The 18637-nt window shown below is 75.7% G+C and carries 14 protein-coding genes; 5 read left to right on the forward strand and 9 right to left on the reverse strand.

All coding sequences use genetic code 11. From position 1 onward, the window contains the following. Window positions 1-20 precede the first annotated feature (20 nt). Window positions 21-1337: an MFS transporter gene (locus tag ACYVGT_RS21795; protein ID WP_460861513.1), complete on the reverse strand. Its 1317-nt coding sequence runs from the start codon at window positions 1335-1337 to the stop codon at window positions 21-23. 291 nt (window positions 1338-1628) lie between these two features. Beyond that, window positions 1629-2279: a TetR/AcrR family transcriptional regulator gene (locus ACYVGT_RS21800; RefSeq protein WP_460861517.1), complete on the reverse strand. Its 651-nt coding sequence runs from the start codon at window positions 2277-2279 to the stop codon at window positions 1629-1631. 364 nt (window positions 2280-2643) lie between these two features. On the opposite strand from ACYVGT_RS21800, the gene ACYVGT_RS21805 reads away from it, so the two are divergent. Continuing rightward, a complete protein-coding gene (locus ACYVGT_RS21805; RefSeq protein ID WP_460861522.1) occupies window positions 2644-3915 on the forward strand; it encodes a heparan-alpha-glucosaminide N-acetyltransferase domain-containing protein in 1272 nt (423 codons plus the stop codon). 168 nt (window positions 3916-4083) lie between these two features. On the opposite strand, the gene ACYVGT_RS21810 is transcribed toward ACYVGT_RS21805, so the two are convergent. Then, window positions 4084-4731: a response regulator gene (locus ACYVGT_RS21810; protein ID WP_460861525.1), complete on the reverse strand. Its 648-nt coding sequence runs from the start codon at window positions 4729-4731 to the stop codon at window positions 4084-4086. Window positions 4732-4961: 230 nt separating this feature from the next. Continuing rightward, window positions 4962-6404, reverse strand: a complete 1443-nt coding sequence (locus ACYVGT_RS21815) for a sensor histidine kinase (protein WP_460861529.1) — start codon at window positions 6402-6404, stop codon at window positions 4962-4964. A 380-nt stretch (window positions 6405-6784) separates the two neighbouring features. On the opposite strand from ACYVGT_RS21815, the gene ACYVGT_RS21820 reads away from it, so the two are divergent. The 3 genes from ACYVGT_RS21820 to ACYVGT_RS21830 all read left to right on the forward strand — a co-directional run bounded on the left by ACYVGT_RS21820 (window position 6785) and on the right by ACYVGT_RS21830 (window position 12238). Then, window positions 6785-7555 carry an ABC transporter ATP-binding protein gene (locus ACYVGT_RS21820; RefSeq protein WP_460861531.1) on the forward strand — a complete coding sequence of 257 codons (771 nt, stop codon included), beginning with the start codon at window positions 6785-6787 and terminating at the stop codon, window positions 7553-7555. Between the two features lie 3 nt (window positions 7556-7558). Next, the gene (locus ACYVGT_RS21825) at window positions 7559-10126 is read left to right on the forward strand and encodes an ABC transporter permease (RefSeq protein WP_460861533.1); all 2568 of its coding nucleotides are present in this window, start codon (window positions 7559-7561) and stop codon (window positions 10124-10126) included. A 618-nt stretch (window positions 10127-10744) separates the two neighbouring features. Continuing rightward, entirely contained in the window at window positions 10745-12238 is a 1494-nt protein-coding gene (locus ACYVGT_RS21830) for an MFS transporter (RefSeq protein WP_460861535.1), read from the forward strand. 293 nt (window positions 12239-12531) lie between these two features. On the opposite strand, the gene ACYVGT_RS21835 is transcribed toward ACYVGT_RS21830, so the two are convergent. From ACYVGT_RS21835 to ACYVGT_RS21845, 3 genes are all read right to left on the reverse strand, one after another. Continuing rightward, window positions 12532-13302 carry a polyprenol monophosphomannose synthase gene (locus ACYVGT_RS21835; RefSeq protein WP_460861539.1) on the reverse strand — a complete coding sequence of 257 codons (771 nt, stop codon included), beginning with the start codon at window positions 13300-13302 and terminating at the stop codon, window positions 12532-12534. A 76-nt stretch (window positions 13303-13378) separates the two neighbouring features. Then, on the reverse strand, window positions 13379-14182 hold the full coding sequence (locus tag ACYVGT_RS21840; protein ID WP_460861542.1) for a DeoR/GlpR family DNA-binding transcription regulator: 804 nt from the start codon (window positions 14180-14182) through the stop codon (window positions 13379-13381). Window positions 14183-14278: 96 nt separating this feature from the next. Then, on the reverse strand, window positions 14279-14479 hold the full coding sequence (locus ACYVGT_RS21845) for a hypothetical protein (RefSeq protein WP_460861544.1): 201 nt from the start codon (window positions 14477-14479) through the stop codon (window positions 14279-14281). Between the two features lie 102 nt (window positions 14480-14581). Here ACYVGT_RS21845 and ACYVGT_RS21850 point away from each other — a divergent pair, with 102 nt between their 5' ends. Next, complete coding sequence (locus tag ACYVGT_RS21850; protein WP_460861547.1) at window positions 14582-15457, forward strand: 4'-phosphopantetheinyl transferase family protein; 876 nt, start codon at window positions 14582-14584, stop codon at window positions 15455-15457. Between the two features lie 580 nt (window positions 15458-16037). On the opposite strand, the gene ACYVGT_RS21855 is transcribed toward ACYVGT_RS21850, so the two are convergent. Further along, complete coding sequence (locus tag ACYVGT_RS21855) at window positions 16038-17255, reverse strand: cupin domain-containing protein (RefSeq protein WP_460861553.1); 1218 nt, start codon at window positions 17253-17255, stop codon at window positions 16038-16040. Between the two features lie 325 nt (window positions 17256-17580). After that, window positions 17581-18637: prolyl oligopeptidase family serine peptidase (locus ACYVGT_RS21860; protein WP_460861549.1), on the reverse strand; the 1057-nt coding region annotated here is incomplete at its 5' end.

The following is an 18637-nucleotide window of genomic DNA, read 5'->3' on the forward strand; positions in this document are numbered from 1 at the left end:
ACGGCAGGCGGGAGGGCGCCTCAGAGGGCCCGCTGCTGCCGCCGGGCGCGGGCGCGGACCAGCAGCCAGACGGAGCCGAGGGCGGCCAGCCCCAGCACGATCAGGTAGGCCGACACCGCCATGGACGTTCCGGTGGCGCTGAGCAGTGCGACCATGATGATCGGCGCGAGTCCGCCGCCGAGCACCGAGGCGATCTGGTATCCCAGCGAGGCGCCGGTGTAGCGGACCTCCGCCTCGAACAGCTCGGCGAACAGGGCCGCCTGCGGGGCGTACATGATGCTGAGGAAGATCCCGGCGACGAACATGCCGATCGCCATGATCCAGATCTCGCCGGTGTCGACCAGCAGGAACAGCGGCACCGCCCAGAGGCACAGCCCGGCGATGCCGAACGTGTACACCCGGATGCGCCCGATCCGGTCGGAGACCGATGCGGCCCACGGCATGAGCGGCAGCTGCAGCAGGCTCAGGCCCAGCGCCACGGCGAGGATCGCCTCGAACTCCACCCCGAGCTCGCGGGTCGCGTAGTCCAGGATCCCGGTGACCAGGATATAGAAGGTCGCCGTGTTGACCGCGAACGACGCCGCAGCCAGCAGCACCGTGCCCATGTGGTGCCGGAGGATGTCGCGCACCGGCGAGGAGCGCGTCGCGTCCGTCTCGGCGGCCGCGCGGAAGTCCGGCGTCTCATCGACACCGCGGTGGATCAGCCAGGCGAGGACCAGCACCAGCCCGCCGAGCAGGAACGGGATCCGCCAGCCCCAGGCGAGGAACGCGCCGTCCCCGGTGAGGAAGCTGACCAGGAAGAACAGCGCGTAGGCCAGGACGAGCCCGATGGGCACGCCCATCTGGACCAGGCTGCCGTAGAGGCCGCGTCGGCCGGGCGGCGCGTACTCGGTGGCGAGCAGCGCGGCGCCGCCCCACTGCATGCCGACGGCGATGCCCTGCACGATGCGCAGGACCACGAGGATCAGCGGCGCGCCGACGCCGAGCACGGCGTACGACGGTAGGACGCCGATCAGGAAGGTCGCGGTGCCCATGACGACCAGCGCCCAGACGAGGACGGGCTTGCGTCCGTGGGTGTCGCCGAGGTGCCCGCCGATGATCCCGCCGAGCGGGCGGGCGAGGAAGCCGACGGCGAACGTCGCGAACGAGGCGAGGACTCCGGCGACGGGGCTGAACTCGGGGAAGAAGAGCGTGCCGAAGACGAGCGCGGCGGCGACGCTGAAGACGAAGAACTCGTACCACTCGACGGTCGCGGTGGCCGCGGCCGCCCCCGCGACGATGCGTCGGGTGCGCAGCGGGACGTCGGCGGCGGGACCGGTCGGTGCGGGCTCGGACATGCGTCCTCCGGGGGGTCGAGCCGGCCCGCCCGCGCTCCGCTGCGCCGCCGGACCGTCGCGGTGACTCGGATCACATCGCACTCACCCTGGAACCGACCGTTCGGTACGTCAACGCCCCCGTTCCCCTTCGTCGCCCGACCGTGACCGGCCCCAGCCGGCGCAGCGCCGCCGGAAACCGGCGCGCCTGCACCCGAGGGCCCGGTACCGCGCGGCTGCCGGGCGGTACCGGCGCACCCCGCCTGCGCACCCGGGCGGCGGCGCGCCGGGCGGAGGGGGCACGGGCCCCGGTATTCAGCTCTCCGGCGCCAGCGCGTGCAGGAGGAGGTCGGCGTAGTGGGCGCCGATGGCGGAGGGGGCGAGGGGGCCGTCGGCCGAGTACCAGGTGCTGAGGTGGTGGACGGAGCCGAAGTAGAAGTCGACGACGATGTCGGCGGGCACGCGGGCGGTGAAGACGCCCGCGCGCTGGCCCTCGGTGACCAGGCTGCGGAAGAGCTCGTGGTAGCGGCGGCGCTCGGCGCGGACCTGGCGCTGCTTGGCGTCGCTGAGCTGGTGCAGGGAGCGGAAGAAGATCGTGGCGTCGTCCAGGTTGTCGATCGTGGTGACCACCACGTCGGCCGCCGCCCGGCGCACCCGGTCCGCCACCGGTCCGCCCTCGGCCGCAATCTCCTCCAGGCGCTGCATCTGCATCCGCAGGACGCGCGCGTAGACCTCGGCGAGAAGATCGTCCTTGGAGTCGAAGTAGTGGTACATCGCCCCCTTGGTGACCTCGGCCGCGGTGACGATCTCCTGCACCGAGGTGCGGTCGAAGCCCTTCTCCGCGAAGAGCCGGGTCGCTACCGCGAGGAGCCGGCGGGGCACCGGCCCGTCCGGCGGGGCGGCGGTGGGCAGCGCGGTGTCGGCCTCCGGTGCTGCGGTCCCCCGACCGCGGGTTCGCACGGCCACAACACGGCCTTCCTCTCCATGCGGGGGCGGGCGGACCGGCAGCGGACCAGCGGTCACGGGTCCGCCGCGGCGGGCGCGCCGCCGTGGCTGTCGCGGAGCGGGCCGGCGCAGCGGCCGCCGCTCTCGCCCCACACAATAGACCGGTCGGCGCCGTTCGCGGCGGGCGCGCGCGTGACGGTGCTCACGTCGCGCACGCGGGGCGCCTCCGCGTGCGCCCGCCGCGGCCCGGGCGTACCGGGCCCGGCGCCGCGGCCGCCCGGGCAGGGCCGTGGCCACACCGATTGGCGCCGTTGCGTAACCGGGTGTTAATAGTGGAGGCGGGACGACCCCACCCCGCTCGCGTCCCCCACTCCCGAAAAGGCCCATGCCGTACCTTTCTGCGGCCGCCCCGCCCGCGGCCGGCCCCGCTGCGCCCGCCCCCGTTCCCCGCCCGGAGCGGACGGCTGCGACGCCCCCTGCGCGCGGGCGCCTGCACGGCGTCGACCTGGCCCGCTGGCTGGCCGTCGCGGGGATGCTCGCCATCCACTTCGGCGTGCCGTTCCTCGACCCGGAGAGCCCGACCGCAGGCCTGGTGTCGACGTACGCGTGGGGGCGCTCCACGATCCTCTTCGCCTTCCTCGCCGGGATCTCCCTGGCGCTGGTGTCCGGCGGGGCCGAACCGCACCGCGGGGCCGCGGGCACCACCGCGGCACTGCGCACGGCGGTGCGCGGCGGCTGCCTGATCGCGGTCGGCTGGGGGCTGAACCTGGCCGTGCTCGCGGCCGACAGCAACCTCACGGTCATCATCACCTTCTACGGCCTCTACTTCCTCCTGGCGATCCCGTTCCTGCGGCTGAGCGCCGGCTGGGCCGCCGCAGCCGCCGCCGCGCTGCTGCTGACCGGCCCCCAGCTGCTCTGGCTGCTGCGCCGCTCGGCCGACATCGGCGGCACGATGGCGCACCTGCGCCCGGCCGTGGACCGGTTCGACCCCGGCCACCTCCTCGCCGAGCAGGGGCTGATGGAGCTGGGGGTGTTCGGCTACTACCCGGCGCTGGCCTACATGGCGGCGGTCCTCGCCGGACTGGCGGTGGGCCGGCTCGACCTGCGCAGCCCCGCGGTGCGCCTGAAGATCGCGCTCGGCGGCGTGCTGCTGGCGTTCCTCGCCTACCGGACGTCGTGGCACGCCTGGTACAGCTACGGGCTCTTCGGCGAGCTCGGCGCGCGCGAGGAGGTGGCCGACGCGGTCCCCACCCACGACGCGCGCTGGCTGCTGACGAGCATGCCGCACACCGCCACGACGCCGGAGCTGCTCGGCGGCATCGGGGTCGCGATGGCGGTCCTGGCGGGCTGCCTGTGGTGCGCGGAGCGGTTCCCCCGCACGGTCGCACCGTTCACCGCGGCGGGCGCGATGGCGCTGACGGTGTACGCCCTGCACGCCCTGGTGATGGCCTGGCAGGCCTGGCTCCCCGAGGGCACCGGCGGCCTGCCCGGCCTCCTCGACGCCTCCATGGCGGAGGTCTACCTGGTCGGCTCCGCAGCGGCAGCCCTGCTCTGGCGGACGCTGATCGGCCGCGGCCCCTTGGAGGCCGGCGTTTCCGAGGTCGCGAAGGCCGCGGTTCCGGGCCGCCGCTCCCCGGCCCACGCACGCAGGCGCTGAGCCGGCACCGGCGGGACTCTTCGCGGGGTGCGCCGCAGGCGCCGGATGGCCCTGCGGCGCCCGCACGGGCCGCGGCGCGGCCGGGCGTCACACCGCACGCAGGCCCGGGCACCCGCGCTCGCGCACGCAGCGCGGGAAACCGCCCTCCGCCGGCTCCGGCCGGCGCTGTCAGACCCAGCCGGCGTCGTGGGCGAGGATGGCCGCCTGGACGCGGTTGGCCATGCCGAGCTTGGCGAGGATGCTGCTGACGTGCGCCTTGACGGTGGCCTCGCGCATGCCCAGGTCGCGGCCTGCCTCCGCGTTGGAGCGGCCGCGCGCGACCGCGGTCAGGACGTCGCGCTCGCGCCCGCTGAGCACTTCCAGCCGGCGGGCCGCCTCGGCCCCGGTCGGCGACACCGGCGCGGCGAACCGCTCCAGCATGCGCATGGTGACGCTGGGCGCGAGCATCGCGTGCCCGTTGTAAACGGTCCGCACCGCGGCGACCAGGTCGCGCGGCGGGGTGTCCTTGAGCAGGAAGCCGACCGCGCCGGCCCGCAGCGCGGCGTGCACGTACTCGTCCAGGTCGAAGGTGGTGAGCAGGACGACCCGCGGACCGTCGGGCAGCGCGGTGATCTTGGCGGTGGCCTCCAGGCCGTCCATGCCGGGCATGCGGACGTCCAACAGGACGACGTCAGGCGAGGCCTCCCGGGCCAGCCGGACCGCGTCCGCACCGTCGGCGCCTTCGCCGACGACGTCGATGTCCTCGGCCGAACCCAGGATCATCGTGAGGCCCGAGCGCACCAGCTGCTCGTCGTCCACCAGGACCGTGCGGATCATGCAGCGGATCCGTCCTTTCCCTACCCTGCGGTGCTGCTGGCTGCAGCCCCATCACCCTACGGCCCCGGCAGACTGCGCTGCGGCACCGGGCACCCCCGCCGGCGGACCCGCACCGGGGTGCGCGCGGCGGCCCGGCCGCGGACCTGGCAGCCGCACTCCTGGACGGTGCCGGCGAGGAGAGCTGCCCTCCTCCGACGGGGCGGAGGGCCGAACGGTTCCGCGAGCGGGGGCTAACCCGCGGCCGGGTCTCCGCCGGGCTCTACTCCCCCGGGTGCGCTGCCCGCGGGGTACTCCGGCGCCGGCGGACTGCCGGCGGGCCGCCCCGCGGCCGGCACCGCGGCGCCCCCTCCCGCAGGCTCCTCCGCTCCGGGGATCGGCAGCACGACGCGGACCTGCCAGCCGCCGTCCGAATCCGGGCCGGCGCTGAGCTGCCCGTCGGCCAGCGCCACCCGCTCACGCAGCCCGAGCAGGCCGTGCCCGCTCCCCGGCGGCGGGTCGGCCGACGGCCCGACCGGCCGCGGCCCGTTGGCCACCACGACCTCCAGGTCGCGGGCCCCGTAGTCGATGCGGGCCCGCACCGCGGCGCCGGGCGCGTACTTGCCGGCGTTGGTGAGCGCCTCCTGCACCGCCCGGTAGGCGGTCCGCTCCAGCTGCGCGGGCAGCCGCCGCGGCCGGCCGTCCACGCTCCACCCGATGTCCATCCCCGCGCGCCGCCACTCCTGCACGATGCGCTCCACGTCGGCCACCACGGGCTGCGGCGCAGTCGGCGCGGCCCCGTCAGCGGCGCCGGCCGGTGCCGCGCCCCCGGCGCTGCTGCCGGCCTCGTCCTCTGAGCCGCGCAGCACACCCAGGATCTCGCGCAGTTCGGCGAGCGCCTCCCGGCCGGTGGTCCGGATCCGTCCGGCGATCTCGGCGGTGCGGTCGTCCGGCGCCGACACCTCCAGCCCGCCGGCCTGCAGCACCACCATGCTGACGCGGTGCGCGACCACGTCGTGCATCTCGCGGGCGATCCGGGTGCGCTCGGAGCCGATGGCGCGCTCGGCGAGCAGGTGCTGCTCCCGCTCCAGCCGCTGGGCGCGCTCGCGCAGGTTGCCAACGAGCTCGCGGCGGGTGCCCGTCCACAGTCCGAGGACCAGCGGCAGGCCGAAGCAGAGCATCAGCATGAAGAAGGCGCCCAGGACCCCGCCTTCGCCGGTGAGATAGGCGGCGACGAAGGCCGCCGAGAGGGTGAGCGCCCACGCCGCCAGCCCCTTGCGGTCCGCGTACCAGGAGGCGTGGGCGTACAGCGCGAACCCCGCCGGAACCGGATTGCCCAGCAGAACGAGGAGCGCCAGGGCCACCACGAGGAGCGGCAGGGTGGTCCGCCGCCTAAACAGCAGCAGGATCGAGACGGCTGAGGGGATCACCAGCAGGAACACGCTGAAGAAGGCGGCCATCCCCCACGGCGGCAGGGACGGGCCCTCCGCGCCGAAGTCCAGCACGCTGTTCATCACCGGGTTGAGCACCCCGCCCGGCGAGGCGATCCCGAAGAACGCGGTCCAGGGGAACGCGGCGGCGGCCACCAGCCAGTCGGCGACGCGGTGGCGGTGCCGCCAGACCGTCCGCGCCACGTTCACCAGTCCGTTGCCGAACGCGGCGCGCAGCCGCACTTCGTCGTCCCCCATTTCGGCCATGACCGCGATTGTAGGTGCCGCCGCACCGCGCTCCCCGCGCCATCGGGCGGCCCCCGCGCGCGCAGTGGCCTGCACCGACGATCGTCGGCGGGGCCGAGCTGGCGCGACGCCGGCGGCGGCCCGCGCACCCCCGCCGAAAGTCGGTGCGGCCGCCCCGCCGAAAAGACGCGCGACCGGTCGCACTACCTCCGAAGAGCGCCTCGGGTTTGGCTCTGGCGGGCGACGACGCGGCCGGCGCCCCGACCGTAGCGTTTCGGCATTCGCCCTTCGCAGCACCCGTCAGCTGCGCAGACCGACAGCACTGAACCGCACCGCTACCAGCGCGGCCGGCCCCTTGCCGGGGGACCGGGCGGCCCGGCCGCGCCACCGAGGAGGACACCATGAGCCAGCAGCCGGCCACGGCACCCGCGCCCGAGGGGATCGGCGCACCACCCGTGGTGGTCGCGCGCGGCCTGACCCGGACCTACGGCAGCGGCGACTCCGCGGTGCACGCGCTCGACGGCGTCGACGTGGCGTTCGCGCGCGGCGCGTTCACCGCGATCATGGGCCCCTCCGGGTCCGGCAAGTCGACACTGATGCACTGCCTGGCCGGCCTGGACACCGCGACCGGCGGCAGCGTGCACCTGGGCCGCACCGACCTCACCCGGCTCAAGGACCGGGAGCTGACACTGCTGCGCCGCGACCGGATCGGCTTCATCTTCCAGTCGTTCAACCTGCTGCCGATGCTCACCGCCGAGCAGAACATCCTGCTGCCGGCCAAGATCGCCGGCCGCAAGGTGGACGCCGCCCGCTTCGACCAGATGGTCGACGTGGTCGGGCTGCGCGACCGCCTCAGCCACCTGCCGTCGAAGCTCTCCGGCGGACAGCAGCAGCGGGTCGCGGTCGCGCGGGCGCTGCTCACCGCGCCCGAGGTGGTCTACGCCGACGAGCCCACCGGCAACCTCGACTCCCGCTCCGGCGCGGAGGTGCTGCGGTTCCTGCGCACCTCGGCGCGCGACCTCGGCCAGACCATCGTGATGGTGACCCACGACCCGGTGGCCGCCTCCTACGCCGACCGCGTCGTGTTCCTGCGCGACGGCCGGCTCGCCGACGAGGTGCTCGAGCCCACCGCGGCGGCCGTGTCGGACCGCCTGCTGAAGCTGGAGTCCTGAGCCATGCTGCGCACCGCACTCGCCGGCCTGCTGCTGCACAAGGCCCGGCTTGCCACCACCGTCCTGGCGATCGCGCTGGGTGTCATGTTCGTCTCCGGGACACTGGTGTTCACCGGCACCCTGGAGCGGGCCTTCTCCGAGAAGGTGATGGGCTCGGCCTCGGACTTCGCGGCGATCGCCGAAGCGGCCGAGCCGGACGAATCCGAGCAGGCCCCCGACCCGGCGGCGCCGCCGCCGGCGCTGCCCGCAGCGGGCCTGGCGGAGCTGCGCGGCCTCGACGAGGTCGAGACCGCCGGCGGCGTCGTGGCGGGCAGCGCCCCGCTGCTGGATGCCGACGGGCGCGCCCTCGGCATGGTGCCGACGCTCGGCATGGGCTTCGACGGCCCGGTCCGCTACAGCGCCTCCGAAGGCGCGCTGCCCGCAGCGCCCGACGAGGTCGCACTGGCCTCGACGTCGGCCTCGACCACCGGATTCGAGGTGGGTGACCGGGTGAGCGTGCTCGACGCCGAGGGCGGCGAGCACACCTTCACCGTGTCCGGGCTGGTCGACTTCGGCGTCGATCCGTCGATCGCGCAGCGCGGCGCCGTCGTCTTCGAGCCGGACACCGCGCGCAGCATGACCGGCGCGGACGGCTACACCGAGATCGACCTGACCGGCACCACCGGGACGCCGGACGAGACCGTGCGCGAGGCCGCGTCCGAAGCCCTCGCCGGCAGCGGGGCCGACGCGGAGGTGGCGACCGGGACCGCCGTCGGCGAGGAGCTAGCCGAGCAGGCCGGCACCCAGACCTTCGCCTTCACCGTCGCGCTCATGCTGTTCGCGCTCGTCGCCGTCTTCGTCGCGGGCATCGTCATCTACAACACGTTCGCGATCCTCATGGCGCAGCGGCAGCGCGAGATGGCGCTGCTGCGCTGCGTGGGCGCCCGGCGCGGGCAGGTGTTCCGCAGCGTCCTGGTGGAGGCCGCCGCCATCGGCCTGGCCGGCTCCCTGGTCGGGATCGCCGCCGGAATCGGCCTGGCCTGGGCCGCGGTGCGGCTCGGCGGCGGGCGCATACTCGACACCGCCGGGGACGGCGCCGTAGCGGCCGACCTGGTGGTGAGCGCCGCGCCGGTCGCCGCCGGGCTGGCCGTGGGCATGCTGGTGACGCTGGTGTCCGCGCTGGTCCCGGCGGTGCGGGCGACCCGCGTCGCCCCGCTGGCGGCGCTGAGCACCAGCGCCACCGCCGAGGGCATGGAGAAGCGCTCGAGCTGGCTGCGCGCGGTGGCCGGCGGGCTCGTCCTCGCCGTCTCGGCCGGGCTCGTGGCGCTCGGCCTGCAGTTCTCCCCCGACCCGCTCGCAATGGTCGTCACCGTCGGCGCCGGCCTGGTCGCCTTCGTCGGCGTGGTCCTCCTCGCGCCGCTGCTGGTGCGCGGCTGCGTCGCCGCTGTGGCGCCGCTGCTGCGCCGCACGGGCGTGCCGAGCATGCTGGCCGCCGACAACGCGCGGCGGAGCCCGCGGCGCTCGGCGACCGCGATGGTGGCGCTCGCGGTCGGCGCGACCCTGATGACCGGCTACGCGGTGGTCAGCGCCTCCCTGGAGCGGACGCTCGACCACCAGCTGGACGAGCAGTTCCCGGTGGACTACCAGGTGTCGATGCCGCTGGACGCCGAGGACGGCGAGCCGCTGCCCGGGGATATCGCCGGCGAGCTGCGCTCCGCTCCGGAGACCGGACGCGTCCTGGAGATCCGGGAGAGCTCGATCGACACCGACGACGCCGCCGGCGCGATGCCGGTGCGCACCGTCGACGGCGCCGACCTCGGCACCGACATCAGCGTCGACGTGCTCGACGGCGACCTCGCCGACGTCGGTCCGGGCCGGGTCGCCGTGACCGAAGGCTACGGCGGCGGGCGCGGCGTCGGCGACGCCATCCCGGTGGCGACCGAGGACGGCGTGCGCGAGTACGAGGTCGCCGCGGTGCTGGCCGACATGGGCTTCCTGTGGGGCCTGACGATGGCGCCGGACGACTTCGACCAGGCGTTCCCCTCGGTGGAGGGCCCGCGCCAGATCGGCGTGCAGGGAGCCGACGGCGCCGACCCGGCCGACCTGCGCGACGCGGTGTACGCGTCCGTGGAGGACGAACCGATGCTGATGGTCGACTCGACGGTGGAGATGCGCAGCCAGTTCGACGACATGCTGGGGATCGCGTTCGTCGCCATCGCGGCGATGCTCGGGCTGTCGGTGCTCATCGCGGTCTTCGGCATCGCCAACACGATGGCGCTGTCGGTGCTGGAGCGCAGCCGCGAATCGGCGCTGCTGCGCGCCATGGGCCTGACCCGCCGCCAGCTGCGCCGGATGCTGGGTATAGAAGCGGTGCTGCTCTGCCTGATCGGCGCGGGACTGGGCGTCGCGCTGGGCATCGCGTTCGGCTGGGCGGCCGCGGCGTCGGTGCTGCCCGGCATGATGCCGGGCATGCCGGCCAGCCAGATCGCGGCGTTCGTCGCGGTGGCCGTCGTCGCGGGACTCCTTGCGTCGCTGCTGCCGGCGCGCACCGCGACGCGCACGTCGATCAGCGGGTCGCTCGCAGCGGAGTGACCCAGCTGGCCCGGTCCGCTGAGGGGTGCGGGCCGAGGCAGCAGAGAACTGGAGGACGACACGGCCGCGGGGCGGCGCCGGGAACGGCGCCGCCCCGCGGTGCTGCGGAGTGCGGCTCCTCCGGCGGCGGTGCCGGCCTTGCCGGCGCTGTGCGCGGCTGGGCGCGAGAGCCGCGGGCGGGGCGGGAAGAACGCGGGAGGGGGGCCGAGCAGCAGGCCGTACCCCTCCGGCCGAGGCACCGCAGCGGTGCGCCGCGGGATCCGGCCGTCCGCCCCCGGCACGCAGTGCTGCCGCGGCTGCGGTGAGCAGCGGTGCGCCATCGGGATGCTCCCCGAACTGCGGGGTCCTGCGGTGCCGCTGCGTGCGGACTGCCCGCGGCCCGGCTTCCGGGGCGCAGTGCGGACACGCGGTCCAGCACCGGCCCTGCCCCGGAGAGGCCGCGCTCCGGCGCCGGACCCGGTGCATCCTCCGCACCGCCGCGGCAGGCCGGCCGCCGCCCGCCGCATCCGACACAGCAGCGCGCTCCCGGGCGCCGGCCGGCTCCGCCCGTACGGTAGGGGGACGGCCTGCGGGCACGCGCAGGCCCCGCTCGGCGGAGCGTTCGGGGAGAGGTGCGGTATGGCCGAGGGGGCACCGCCGCAGGCGGGCGGGATCGCCTGGGGGACACCGGCGGCGCGGTGGATGATGACGGCGACGGTGCTCGGCTCGGGCATGGCCTTCCTCGACTCCACCGTCGTCAACGTGGCGCTGCCGGCCATCGAGTCCGACCTAGGGACCGGCATCACCGGGCTGCAGTGGATCGCCAACGGCTACATGGTGACGCTGTCGGCGCTCATCCTGCTCAGCGGATCGCTCGCCGACCGCTTCGGCCGGGTGAAGGTGTTCGCCGCCGGCGTCGCCTGGTTCGCGGCCGCGTCGGCGCTGTGCACGTTCGCGCCGACACTGGAGCTGCTGGTGGCGGGACGCGTACTGCAGGGGGTGGGCGGCGCTCTGCTGACACCGGGCAGCCTCGCGATCCTCCAGGCCGGCTTCCGCAAAGAGGACCGCTCGCGCGCGATCGGCGCCTGGTCCGGGCTGACCGGCGTCGCCTCGGCGGTGGGGCCGTTCGTCGGCGGCTGGCTGGTCGACATCGGCTCCTGGCGGCTGATCTTCCTGATCAACCTGCCGCTCGCGGCCGCCGTCCTCTGGATCGCATGGCGGCACCTGCCGGAGACCCGCGACGAAGCGGCACCGCACCGGCTCGACTACCGCGGCGCGCTCCTGGCGATGCTGGCCCTGGCCGGCATCACCTACGCGCTGATCGAGGCGGGCGCACCGGGGACCGGGCCGGCGGTCGCGGTCACCGCGGCCATCGGCGTGCTGGCGCTGGCCGGCTTCGCGATGGTGGAGCGGCGCGAGCGCCAGCCGATGCTTCCGCTGGACATCTTCCGCTCGGCGCGGTTCACCGGCGCCAACCTGGTGACGGTGCTGATGTACGGCGCGCTGGGGCCGCTGCTGTTCCTGCTGGTGCTCTACCTGCAGGAGGTGCTGGGCTACTCGGCGGTCCAGGCCGGCGCCGCCTCGCTGCCGATCACGGTGCTGATGCTGGCGCTGTCCGGGCAGTCGGGCCGGCTGGCCGAGCGGATCGGCCCGCGGGTGCAGATGACGCTGGGCCCGCTGCTCGTGGCGGCGGGCATGGTGCTGCTGGCACGGATCGGCCCGCACTCGGACTATCTGACCGGGGTACTGCCCGGGGTGCTCGTGGTGGGCCTCGGGCTGTCGACGGCGGTGGCGCCGCTCACCGCGACGGCGCTCGGCTCGGCACCGGAGCGGCACGCCGGCATCGCGTCCGGCGTCAACAACACCCTCGCCCGAGCGGCGCAGCTGATCGGCGTGGCGGCCGTCCCGGCGGCGGCCGGGGTCAGCGGCGCGGCCGGCGTCAGCGGCGGCTTCGGACCGGCGATGCTCATCATCGCCGCGGTGAGCACCGGCGGCGGCATCCTCGCCTTCTTCCTGCTGCGCGAACGCGGCCGGCCCCGCCCCGCGGAGCTGGACCGCATGTTCTGCGGCGTCTCCGGCCCGCCGCTGTCCCAGTGCCCGGGCTCCCAGGCGGGCCCCGCCCGCCGGGACTGACCACCGCTGCCCACCCCGCTCCCATCCTGGCCGGAGACAGCGATCCGCCCGGTACCCGGCACCGCTCCCCGCGCAAGCGCGCACACCTGTACCCCACCGGTGCGCAGCAGCAGCCCCGGCGGTGAGCCTGACCGGCCGGGAGACAGCCACCAGCGGCGCACGCCGGGCCCGGCGCTACCGCACCCTCCGTGCTTCCGGGCGGGCGCCGCGGGGCAGCGCGGCCCCGCTGCGCCTCCGCGCGCCGCGAGCCCGCCGGGGCTTCGGCGAGGCGCACCAGGGGCGGCCGCTCTCCGTCAGCCGCGCCGGGCGGACCGCTCGTCGGCGCGCAGGCGGAACGGACGCAGGGCCGACTCCAGTTGGACGGCCACGTCCATCTTGCTGACGCCCTCCTGCCGGTCCTCGAAGTGGATCGGGATCTCCACGATCTTGCGCCCCCGCCGGTAGGCGCGGAAGTGCATCTCCACCTGGAAGCTGTACCCGGTGCTGCGCACCGACTGCAGGTCGACGGCGCGCAGCGCGTCGGCCGTCCAGATCTTGAAGCCGGCGGTGACGTCGTGCACCGGCATCGCGAGGATCGCCCGCACGTAGGTGTTGGCCCATCCGCTGAGCAGGCGGCGGCGCAGGTTCCAGCGCTCCGAGAGGCTGCCGCCGGCCACGTAGCGGCTGCCGATGACCACGCCCGCACCGGTCGACAGCTGGGTGCCGAGCAGCTGCGGCACGTAGCCGACCGGGTGGCTGAGGTCGGCGTCCATCTGCACGACGTGGTCGGCGCCGTCGGCCAGTGCCCGCTCCATGCCCGCGACGTAGGCGCGGCCCAAGCCGTCCTTGACCGTGCGGTGGACGACGGCGACACGGCCCGGATGCTCGGCGGCGAGCTTCTCCGCGACCTCGCCGGTTCCGTCCGGCGAGTCGTCGTCGACGACGGTGACGCGCAGGTTCGGCAGGCCCAGGCCGAGCAGCCCGGCGGCGAGGACCGGCAGGTTGTCGGCCTCGTTGTAGGTGGGCACCACAACGTTCACCTTCGCCTGCGCCCACGGGTCGGGCAGGGCTACCGGGGTCGGCATGGTCGGGCCTCCTGATTCCAGCGCCGCCGCGGCGGCGCGGTCCGTCGGGTCCGCGGCGCGTCGGCCGCCGAAGGGGTCATTCTCCACGGTCGGTGTCGAGAACCGCCACATGGACCAGGGTGCCCGTGTCCTCCAAGGTCATCAGCACTTCGGGATCGGCGCGGGTGTCGGTCACGATATGGGCGATCTGCTCCGGCGGGATGGTCTGCACCATGGTGTCCGCGCCGACCTTGGACGCGTCGGCGAGCACCACGGCCTCCTCGGCGGCGGCGACGAGGGCCCGGTCCACGGCTGCCAGGGCGGCGCGGGGGTGGCTGACGCCGCGCTCGGCGGTGACGCCGCTGCCGGAGAGGAACGCCCGGTGCACGCGCAGTCCGGCGAGGAACTGCTCAGCGGCCGCGCCGACCAGCGAGCGGGCGGCACCGTCCAGCGTGCCGCCGGGCATCACCACGTCGACGCCGGGCGCTTCGGCGAGGACCGCCGCGGCCGGCAGGGACGGGGTGACGACGGTCAGCCGCCGGCGGCCGGTGAGTTCCCAGGCGAGCGCTTCGGCGGTGGTCCCGGGGCCCAGCGCGACGGTTTCGCCGTCGCTGACCAGGCGGGCGGCTGCCGCGGCGATGGCGCGCTTGGCGGCGGAGCTGCCGTCGGCGGGAGCGTCTGCCGCGGCAGGACCGAGGCGGCCGGGCAGGGCGGCGCCACCGCGGCGGCGGTCGATGAGCCCTTCGGCCTGCAGCGCGCGCACGTCGCGGCGGACGGTCACCTCGGAGGCGCCGACCTGCCCGGCGATGTCGCGCAGCGCCATGGCGCCGTTGGCCCGCACGAGCTCCAGGATGCGCCCGCGGCGCTCGGCCGCGAACGCGGCACGGCCGTCCTCGCCCATGGGTCCTCCCTGCCTCGCGGTGCCGGCGTGCGCACCGCCCGGGGCCGGCCCTGGGGACCTGCAGCGCGATGGCACTGCGGCGACCTTACCGGCGGGTCAGCGGATATGGACTCCGTGGGCCTGGAACGCGGCGCTGATCGCCGCGTCGTCGGGCGGATCGTCGGAGGGGCGGGCGGGGTGCGCGGGCGCCTGCGAGCGCTCCCGCAGGGCACTCAGCACCATCGCGCCGGTGAACAGGGCCGCGAGAAGCACCAGCACGGCGAGGGAGCCGAAACCGAAGAGGACCATGAGGGACACGGGGGCCTCCTTACGGGGTCAGTTGACGAATTCCCGCCCCGCTCCTGGTCTACACCTGTCCGGGCGGGCCGGTATGCCGCTCCGGTGCAGCACAATGGGACGATGCAAGCCGAAACGGTGCACTGCGACGTGTGGTGGGCGACGCCTGCGCTGGCGGCGCCGCACCTGCTTGCGCTGCTGGACCCCGCCGAGCGCGAGCGGCACGCCCGGTTCCGCCTCGCCGCGGACCGCGACCGCTACGCCGTGGGCCACGCGCTGCTGCGCCTCGCGGTCGGCGCCGCGTCCGGCACCGCGCCGGCCGGCGTCACCTTCGCCCTGGACTGCCCGCACTGCGCCGGCACCGAGGGCCGCCCGCACGGCAAACCGCGGCCGACCGGTGCGGCGGCGGGCATCGAGGTCTCACTCAGCCACTCCGGCGACCGCGTCGCCGTCGCCCTGGCCCGCGGCGCCCGCGTCGGCGTCGACGTCGAGCACATCGCCCCCGGCCGCGACCTCGACGGGCTCTCTGCAGCCGTCCTCACCCCGCAGGAGCAGGCCGACCTCGCCGCCGTCGGCCCCGACCTCCGCCCCGCCGCCTTCTTCGACTACTGGTCCCGCAAAGAGGCCCTGCTGAAGGCCACCGGCGAAGGCGTCTACGCCGGCCTGACCGGTGTCTCGCTGGCCCCGCCGCACCTCCCCCCGGCCGTCCGCTCCTGGACCACCCCGTCCGCGCCGCCGGCCGGCACCGTCCGCCTCCACCCCCTCGACGCCGGCCCCCGCCACCGCGCCGCGCTGGCCGTCCTCACCCCCGCCGACGTCACCGTGGCGGCGCACGACGCGGCGGAGCTCCTGGCCGGCCCCGCCCCCGGGACGGCCGCCGGCCCCGCACCGCCGGAACCCCTGCAGAGCGGCCGCCCCTCTCCTGCGGGGGACTCCCGCGGTCCCCGCCGCAACGGTGACGGCCCGTCCCCGCCTGAGCGGGGCACACGGCGCGGGTAACCGTCGCGGACGACCGCCCGGGGCCCATCCCGCCTGCGCGGGGGCACGGCCCGTCCCGGGCCTCGCGGATGAGCTGGCGCAGTCCCCCGCGCTGGGTGCACGCCGGGAGCGCCGCCACGGGGCTGGTCCGGACGGCCGATCACCCCTGCGCGGGAATCACACCGCGACTCTCCGGCCCCCGAGCGGTGAGGCCCCTCCCCTGGCCGCACGGGTTCACCCGCGCCGCGGCTCCGGCAGCCCACCGGACGGGTCCGTACCCGCCTGCCGGGGATGCGCCGCACTCACCGAGCACCGCTGCCTAACCCGCGGTCCATCCCCGCCTACGCCGGCGTCACGTCCTCGGTGTCGTCAACGTGCAGATCGCGTCCGGTCCGCCGGGGTCACGATCACGCCCGACGCGGACCGCCTGCGTCCCCGGCTCATCCGGGGGCTCACCTCGGCGCGATGAACGCGCTGCCGTCCCGGGCTGGTCCATCCCCGCCTGTGCGGGGGCCACAAGAGGCGACCCGGGTGGAGTGGTGGCGTTACCGCAGCGCGATGTGGTGCGGTCAGATGTGGCCACGGGCCGGAGGCGGACGGGTCAGCCGCGCAGGGTGACGAGGTGGGTCCTGGTCAGGGCGCGGAGGACGGACTCGGTTGTGGCGGGGGTGGTGGCGGCCTCGGTGGCGAGTTCGGCGACGGTGAGGGTGCGGTGGCGGGCCAGCGCGTCGAGGACCGGGGCGGCGGCTGCGGGAAGGCGGTAGCGGCGGCCGGCGACGGTGAGGGCGACGCGGTCGCCGTCCTGCTCGACGGGCGGGGCGATCAGCGGCACGAACGCGACGCGGGTGCCGGGGCGGAGCGGGGCGGTGTCGTCGACGGCGTGCCGCAGCGAGAACGACTGGCGGCGCGGGAAGCGGCCGTCCCGCTCGGCGAGGAACGCCTCCGTGTCGAGCCGCTCGGCCTCTTCGGCGAGGAGCCGCACCAGTTCGGCCTGGTGCTTGCGCCGCTCCCCCGCGTCGGCGAACCGGGGCAGGTCGCGGCGGAACACCTCGTGCCCGTGCAGCCGGTCCACCAGTGCGCGCGCCCAGTCGACGCCGGTCGCGCGGGTGAAGCCGAAGGTCAGGTGCATGCTCAGGTCGCCGGTGCCGGTAACCGTGTGCCACCAGCCGCGCGGCACGTGCAGCACCTGGCCGGGCTGCAGCACGCCCTCCCACACCGTGTGCTCCGGCGGGGTGTGGCTCTGGTCGGCGTCGACCTTCATCGGATACGGCCGGCTGCCCTGGCCGTGCACCTGCCAGTGCTTGGTGCCGGCGACCTGCACGATGAAGGTGTCGTGGTCGTCCCAGTGGGTGTCGAAGCCGTGCGAGTCGCCCCAGATCAGGTACAGGTTGGCCTGCGCGCGCTCGCGGACCAGCCGCATCAGGTCGTCGGCCGCCGCGCGGACCGGCGGGTGCAGCCGGTCGATGCTGTCCAGGACCAGGCTCGCTCCGGCGCGCAGCTCCGCGTAGAGGCCTTCCGGCCGGATGACGCGCGTCGCCGACCGCGAGACCTCGCCGGGCGAGGTGTAGGCGTCGGCCGGGACGGGCCTGCCCTCCCGGTGCAGGCGCAGCCGCGGCGGCGCGAGCTGGCCGGTGGCGAGCAGGCGGTCGAGCGCGTCGAGGTCGAGCAGGCCGCGCACGGCCTCTTCGCCGACGTCGGCGAAGAGGAAGTCGGCGCCGAGCCGCTCGGTGAGCCGTTCGGCGCCGCCCGCGGCGGCCGCGACGGTCTCGGTGAACAGAGTGGACGGGGACTCGTGCACGGTCTCCCCCTCATTTCCCAATGGCACGGCATTATCCGATGGCACGGTTTCTCCTGTGCTGGCGCGCGGCGCCGCTGGAGCGGACGCCCCGCCCGGGGCACCGCGGCGTCCGAGGCGGGGCATCCCTGCGGGAGGCGCGGCGGGCCGGGGGCCGCTGCCGCGCGCCAGGGCAGGGCGGCCGGGCCCGCCGGGGCGTGGCGTCCCCGGCGGGCGTCCGGACCGGTGCAGATCAGGGCGCATCCGCTGGGCGGATTCCGTTGCCCCGGTCTGCGCAGCGCTGCCGGCACCGCGTGCGTGCGCCGGCAAGGCGGTTCGGGTTCCGGTGGTGTGCTCTCAGCGGCTGTGCCTAGATGAAGTCGGAGCTGGAGTCGGTGCCGTCGTTGTCGCCGCCAGCGGTGATGTCGCGGGAGGTGACCTCGGGCAGCTCCTCGACCTCGACCTCGATGGGTTCGTGTTCCATGGGTGCGTCCTTTCCGGTCGGCCGCCGGAGCGGCGGCGTGTGCTGGGACTCCCTGCCCGTTGCGGGCAGAGGCTGGGACGGCGCGGGAAGCAGACCGGTCCGGTCGGCGGCGAACGCGTGCGCGTCCGCGGCCAGTGCCACCGCGCGCGAGACCGACCGCGGGCCGTGCCCCACGCCGCGCTCGTAGCGGAGCAGTGCCGGGGCTCCGGAGCCGAGCAGGGCGGCGCACATCTTCCGCGGATGTGCGGCGTCGGTACGGGTGTCGGCGTGGAACCCGGTGAGCAGGACCGCGGGCAGGTCGGGGCCCGCGCTGTCGAGGGCCCCGTGGTAGGGCGAGTACTCCATCAGCGCCGCGAAATCGGCCGGGTCGCCGGCGGTGCCGAACTCGCGGGTCCACATCGGGCCGAGGCCGAGCTGCTCGAAGCGCGCCATGTCGGCCAGCGGTGCGTTGGCGATCACGGCCGCACACAGGTCGGGCCGGCGCACTGCGGCGGCGAGTACCAGCAGGCCGCCGGCCGATCCGCCGCTCAGGCAGAGCCCGCTGCGCGTGCAGTGGCCCTCCTGGACGAGCGCGTCTGCGGCGGCGCACAGGTCCTCGACTGCGCGCGGCTTGTTGCGGCCGGCGCCGCGCAGGTGCCAGTCGCGGCCGGCGTCGCCGCCGCCGCGCACGTGGGCCACTGCGTAGCCGCCGCCGGCCCGCAGCCAGGCCAGCACGGTGGCGCTGAACCCGAACTGGCGCGGGCGGCCGAAGCCGCCGTAGGCGTGCAGCAGCATCGGCACCGGGGCGGGGCGCTCGGCGGCTCCCCCGCCGGCGGAGCCGAAGGCCGTGGAGAAGACGGTGACCGGTACGCGGGTGCCGTCGGCGGAGCGCGCGTGCAGCACCCGCCGCCCCACGGTGGCGGGCGGCTGCGGCCCGCGCCCGGCGGCCGGCGCAGCGGCCGGC

This window comes from Nocardiopsis coralliicola (assembly GCF_054779695.1).

What these genes read in the sequence shown, in the direction of transcription:
- ACYVGT_RS21795 (WP_460861513.1), bottom strand. Translation starts at nt 1,337, where the DNA reads ATGTCCGAGCCCGCACCGACCGGTCCCGCCGCCGACGTCCCGCTGCGC.
- ACYVGT_RS21805 (WP_460861522.1), top strand. Translation starts at nt 2,644, where the DNA reads ATGCCGTACCTTTCTGCGGCCGCCCCGCCCGCGGCCGGCCCCGCTGCG.
- ACYVGT_RS21810 (WP_460861525.1), bottom strand. Translation starts at nt 4,731, where the DNA reads ATGATCCGCACGGTCCTGGTGGACGACGAGCAGCTGGTGCGCTCGGGC.
- ACYVGT_RS21815 (WP_460861529.1), bottom strand. Translation starts at nt 6,404, where the DNA reads ATGGCCGAAATGGGGGACGACGAAGTGCGGCTGCGCGCCGCGTTCGGC.
- ACYVGT_RS21820 (WP_460861531.1), top strand. Translation starts at nt 6,785, where the DNA reads ATGAGCCAGCAGCCGGCCACGGCACCCGCGCCCGAGGGGATCGGCGCA.
- ACYVGT_RS21825 (WP_460861533.1), top strand. Translation starts at nt 7,559, where the DNA reads ATGCTGCGCACCGCACTCGCCGGCCTGCTGCTGCACAAGGCCCGGCTT.
- ACYVGT_RS21830 (WP_460861535.1), top strand. Translation starts at nt 10,745, where the DNA reads ATGGCCGAGGGGGCACCGCCGCAGGCGGGCGGGATCGCCTGGGGGACA.
- ACYVGT_RS21835 (WP_460861539.1), bottom strand. Translation starts at nt 13,302, where the DNA reads ATGCCGACCCCGGTAGCCCTGCCCGACCCGTGGGCGCAGGCGAAGGTG.
- ACYVGT_RS21840 (WP_460861542.1), bottom strand. Translation starts at nt 14,182, where the DNA reads ATGGGCGAGGACGGCCGTGCCGCGTTCGCGGCCGAGCGCCGCGGGCGC.
- ACYVGT_RS21850 (WP_460861547.1), top strand. Translation starts at nt 14,582, where the DNA reads ATGCAAGCCGAAACGGTGCACTGCGACGTGTGGTGGGCGACGCCTGCG.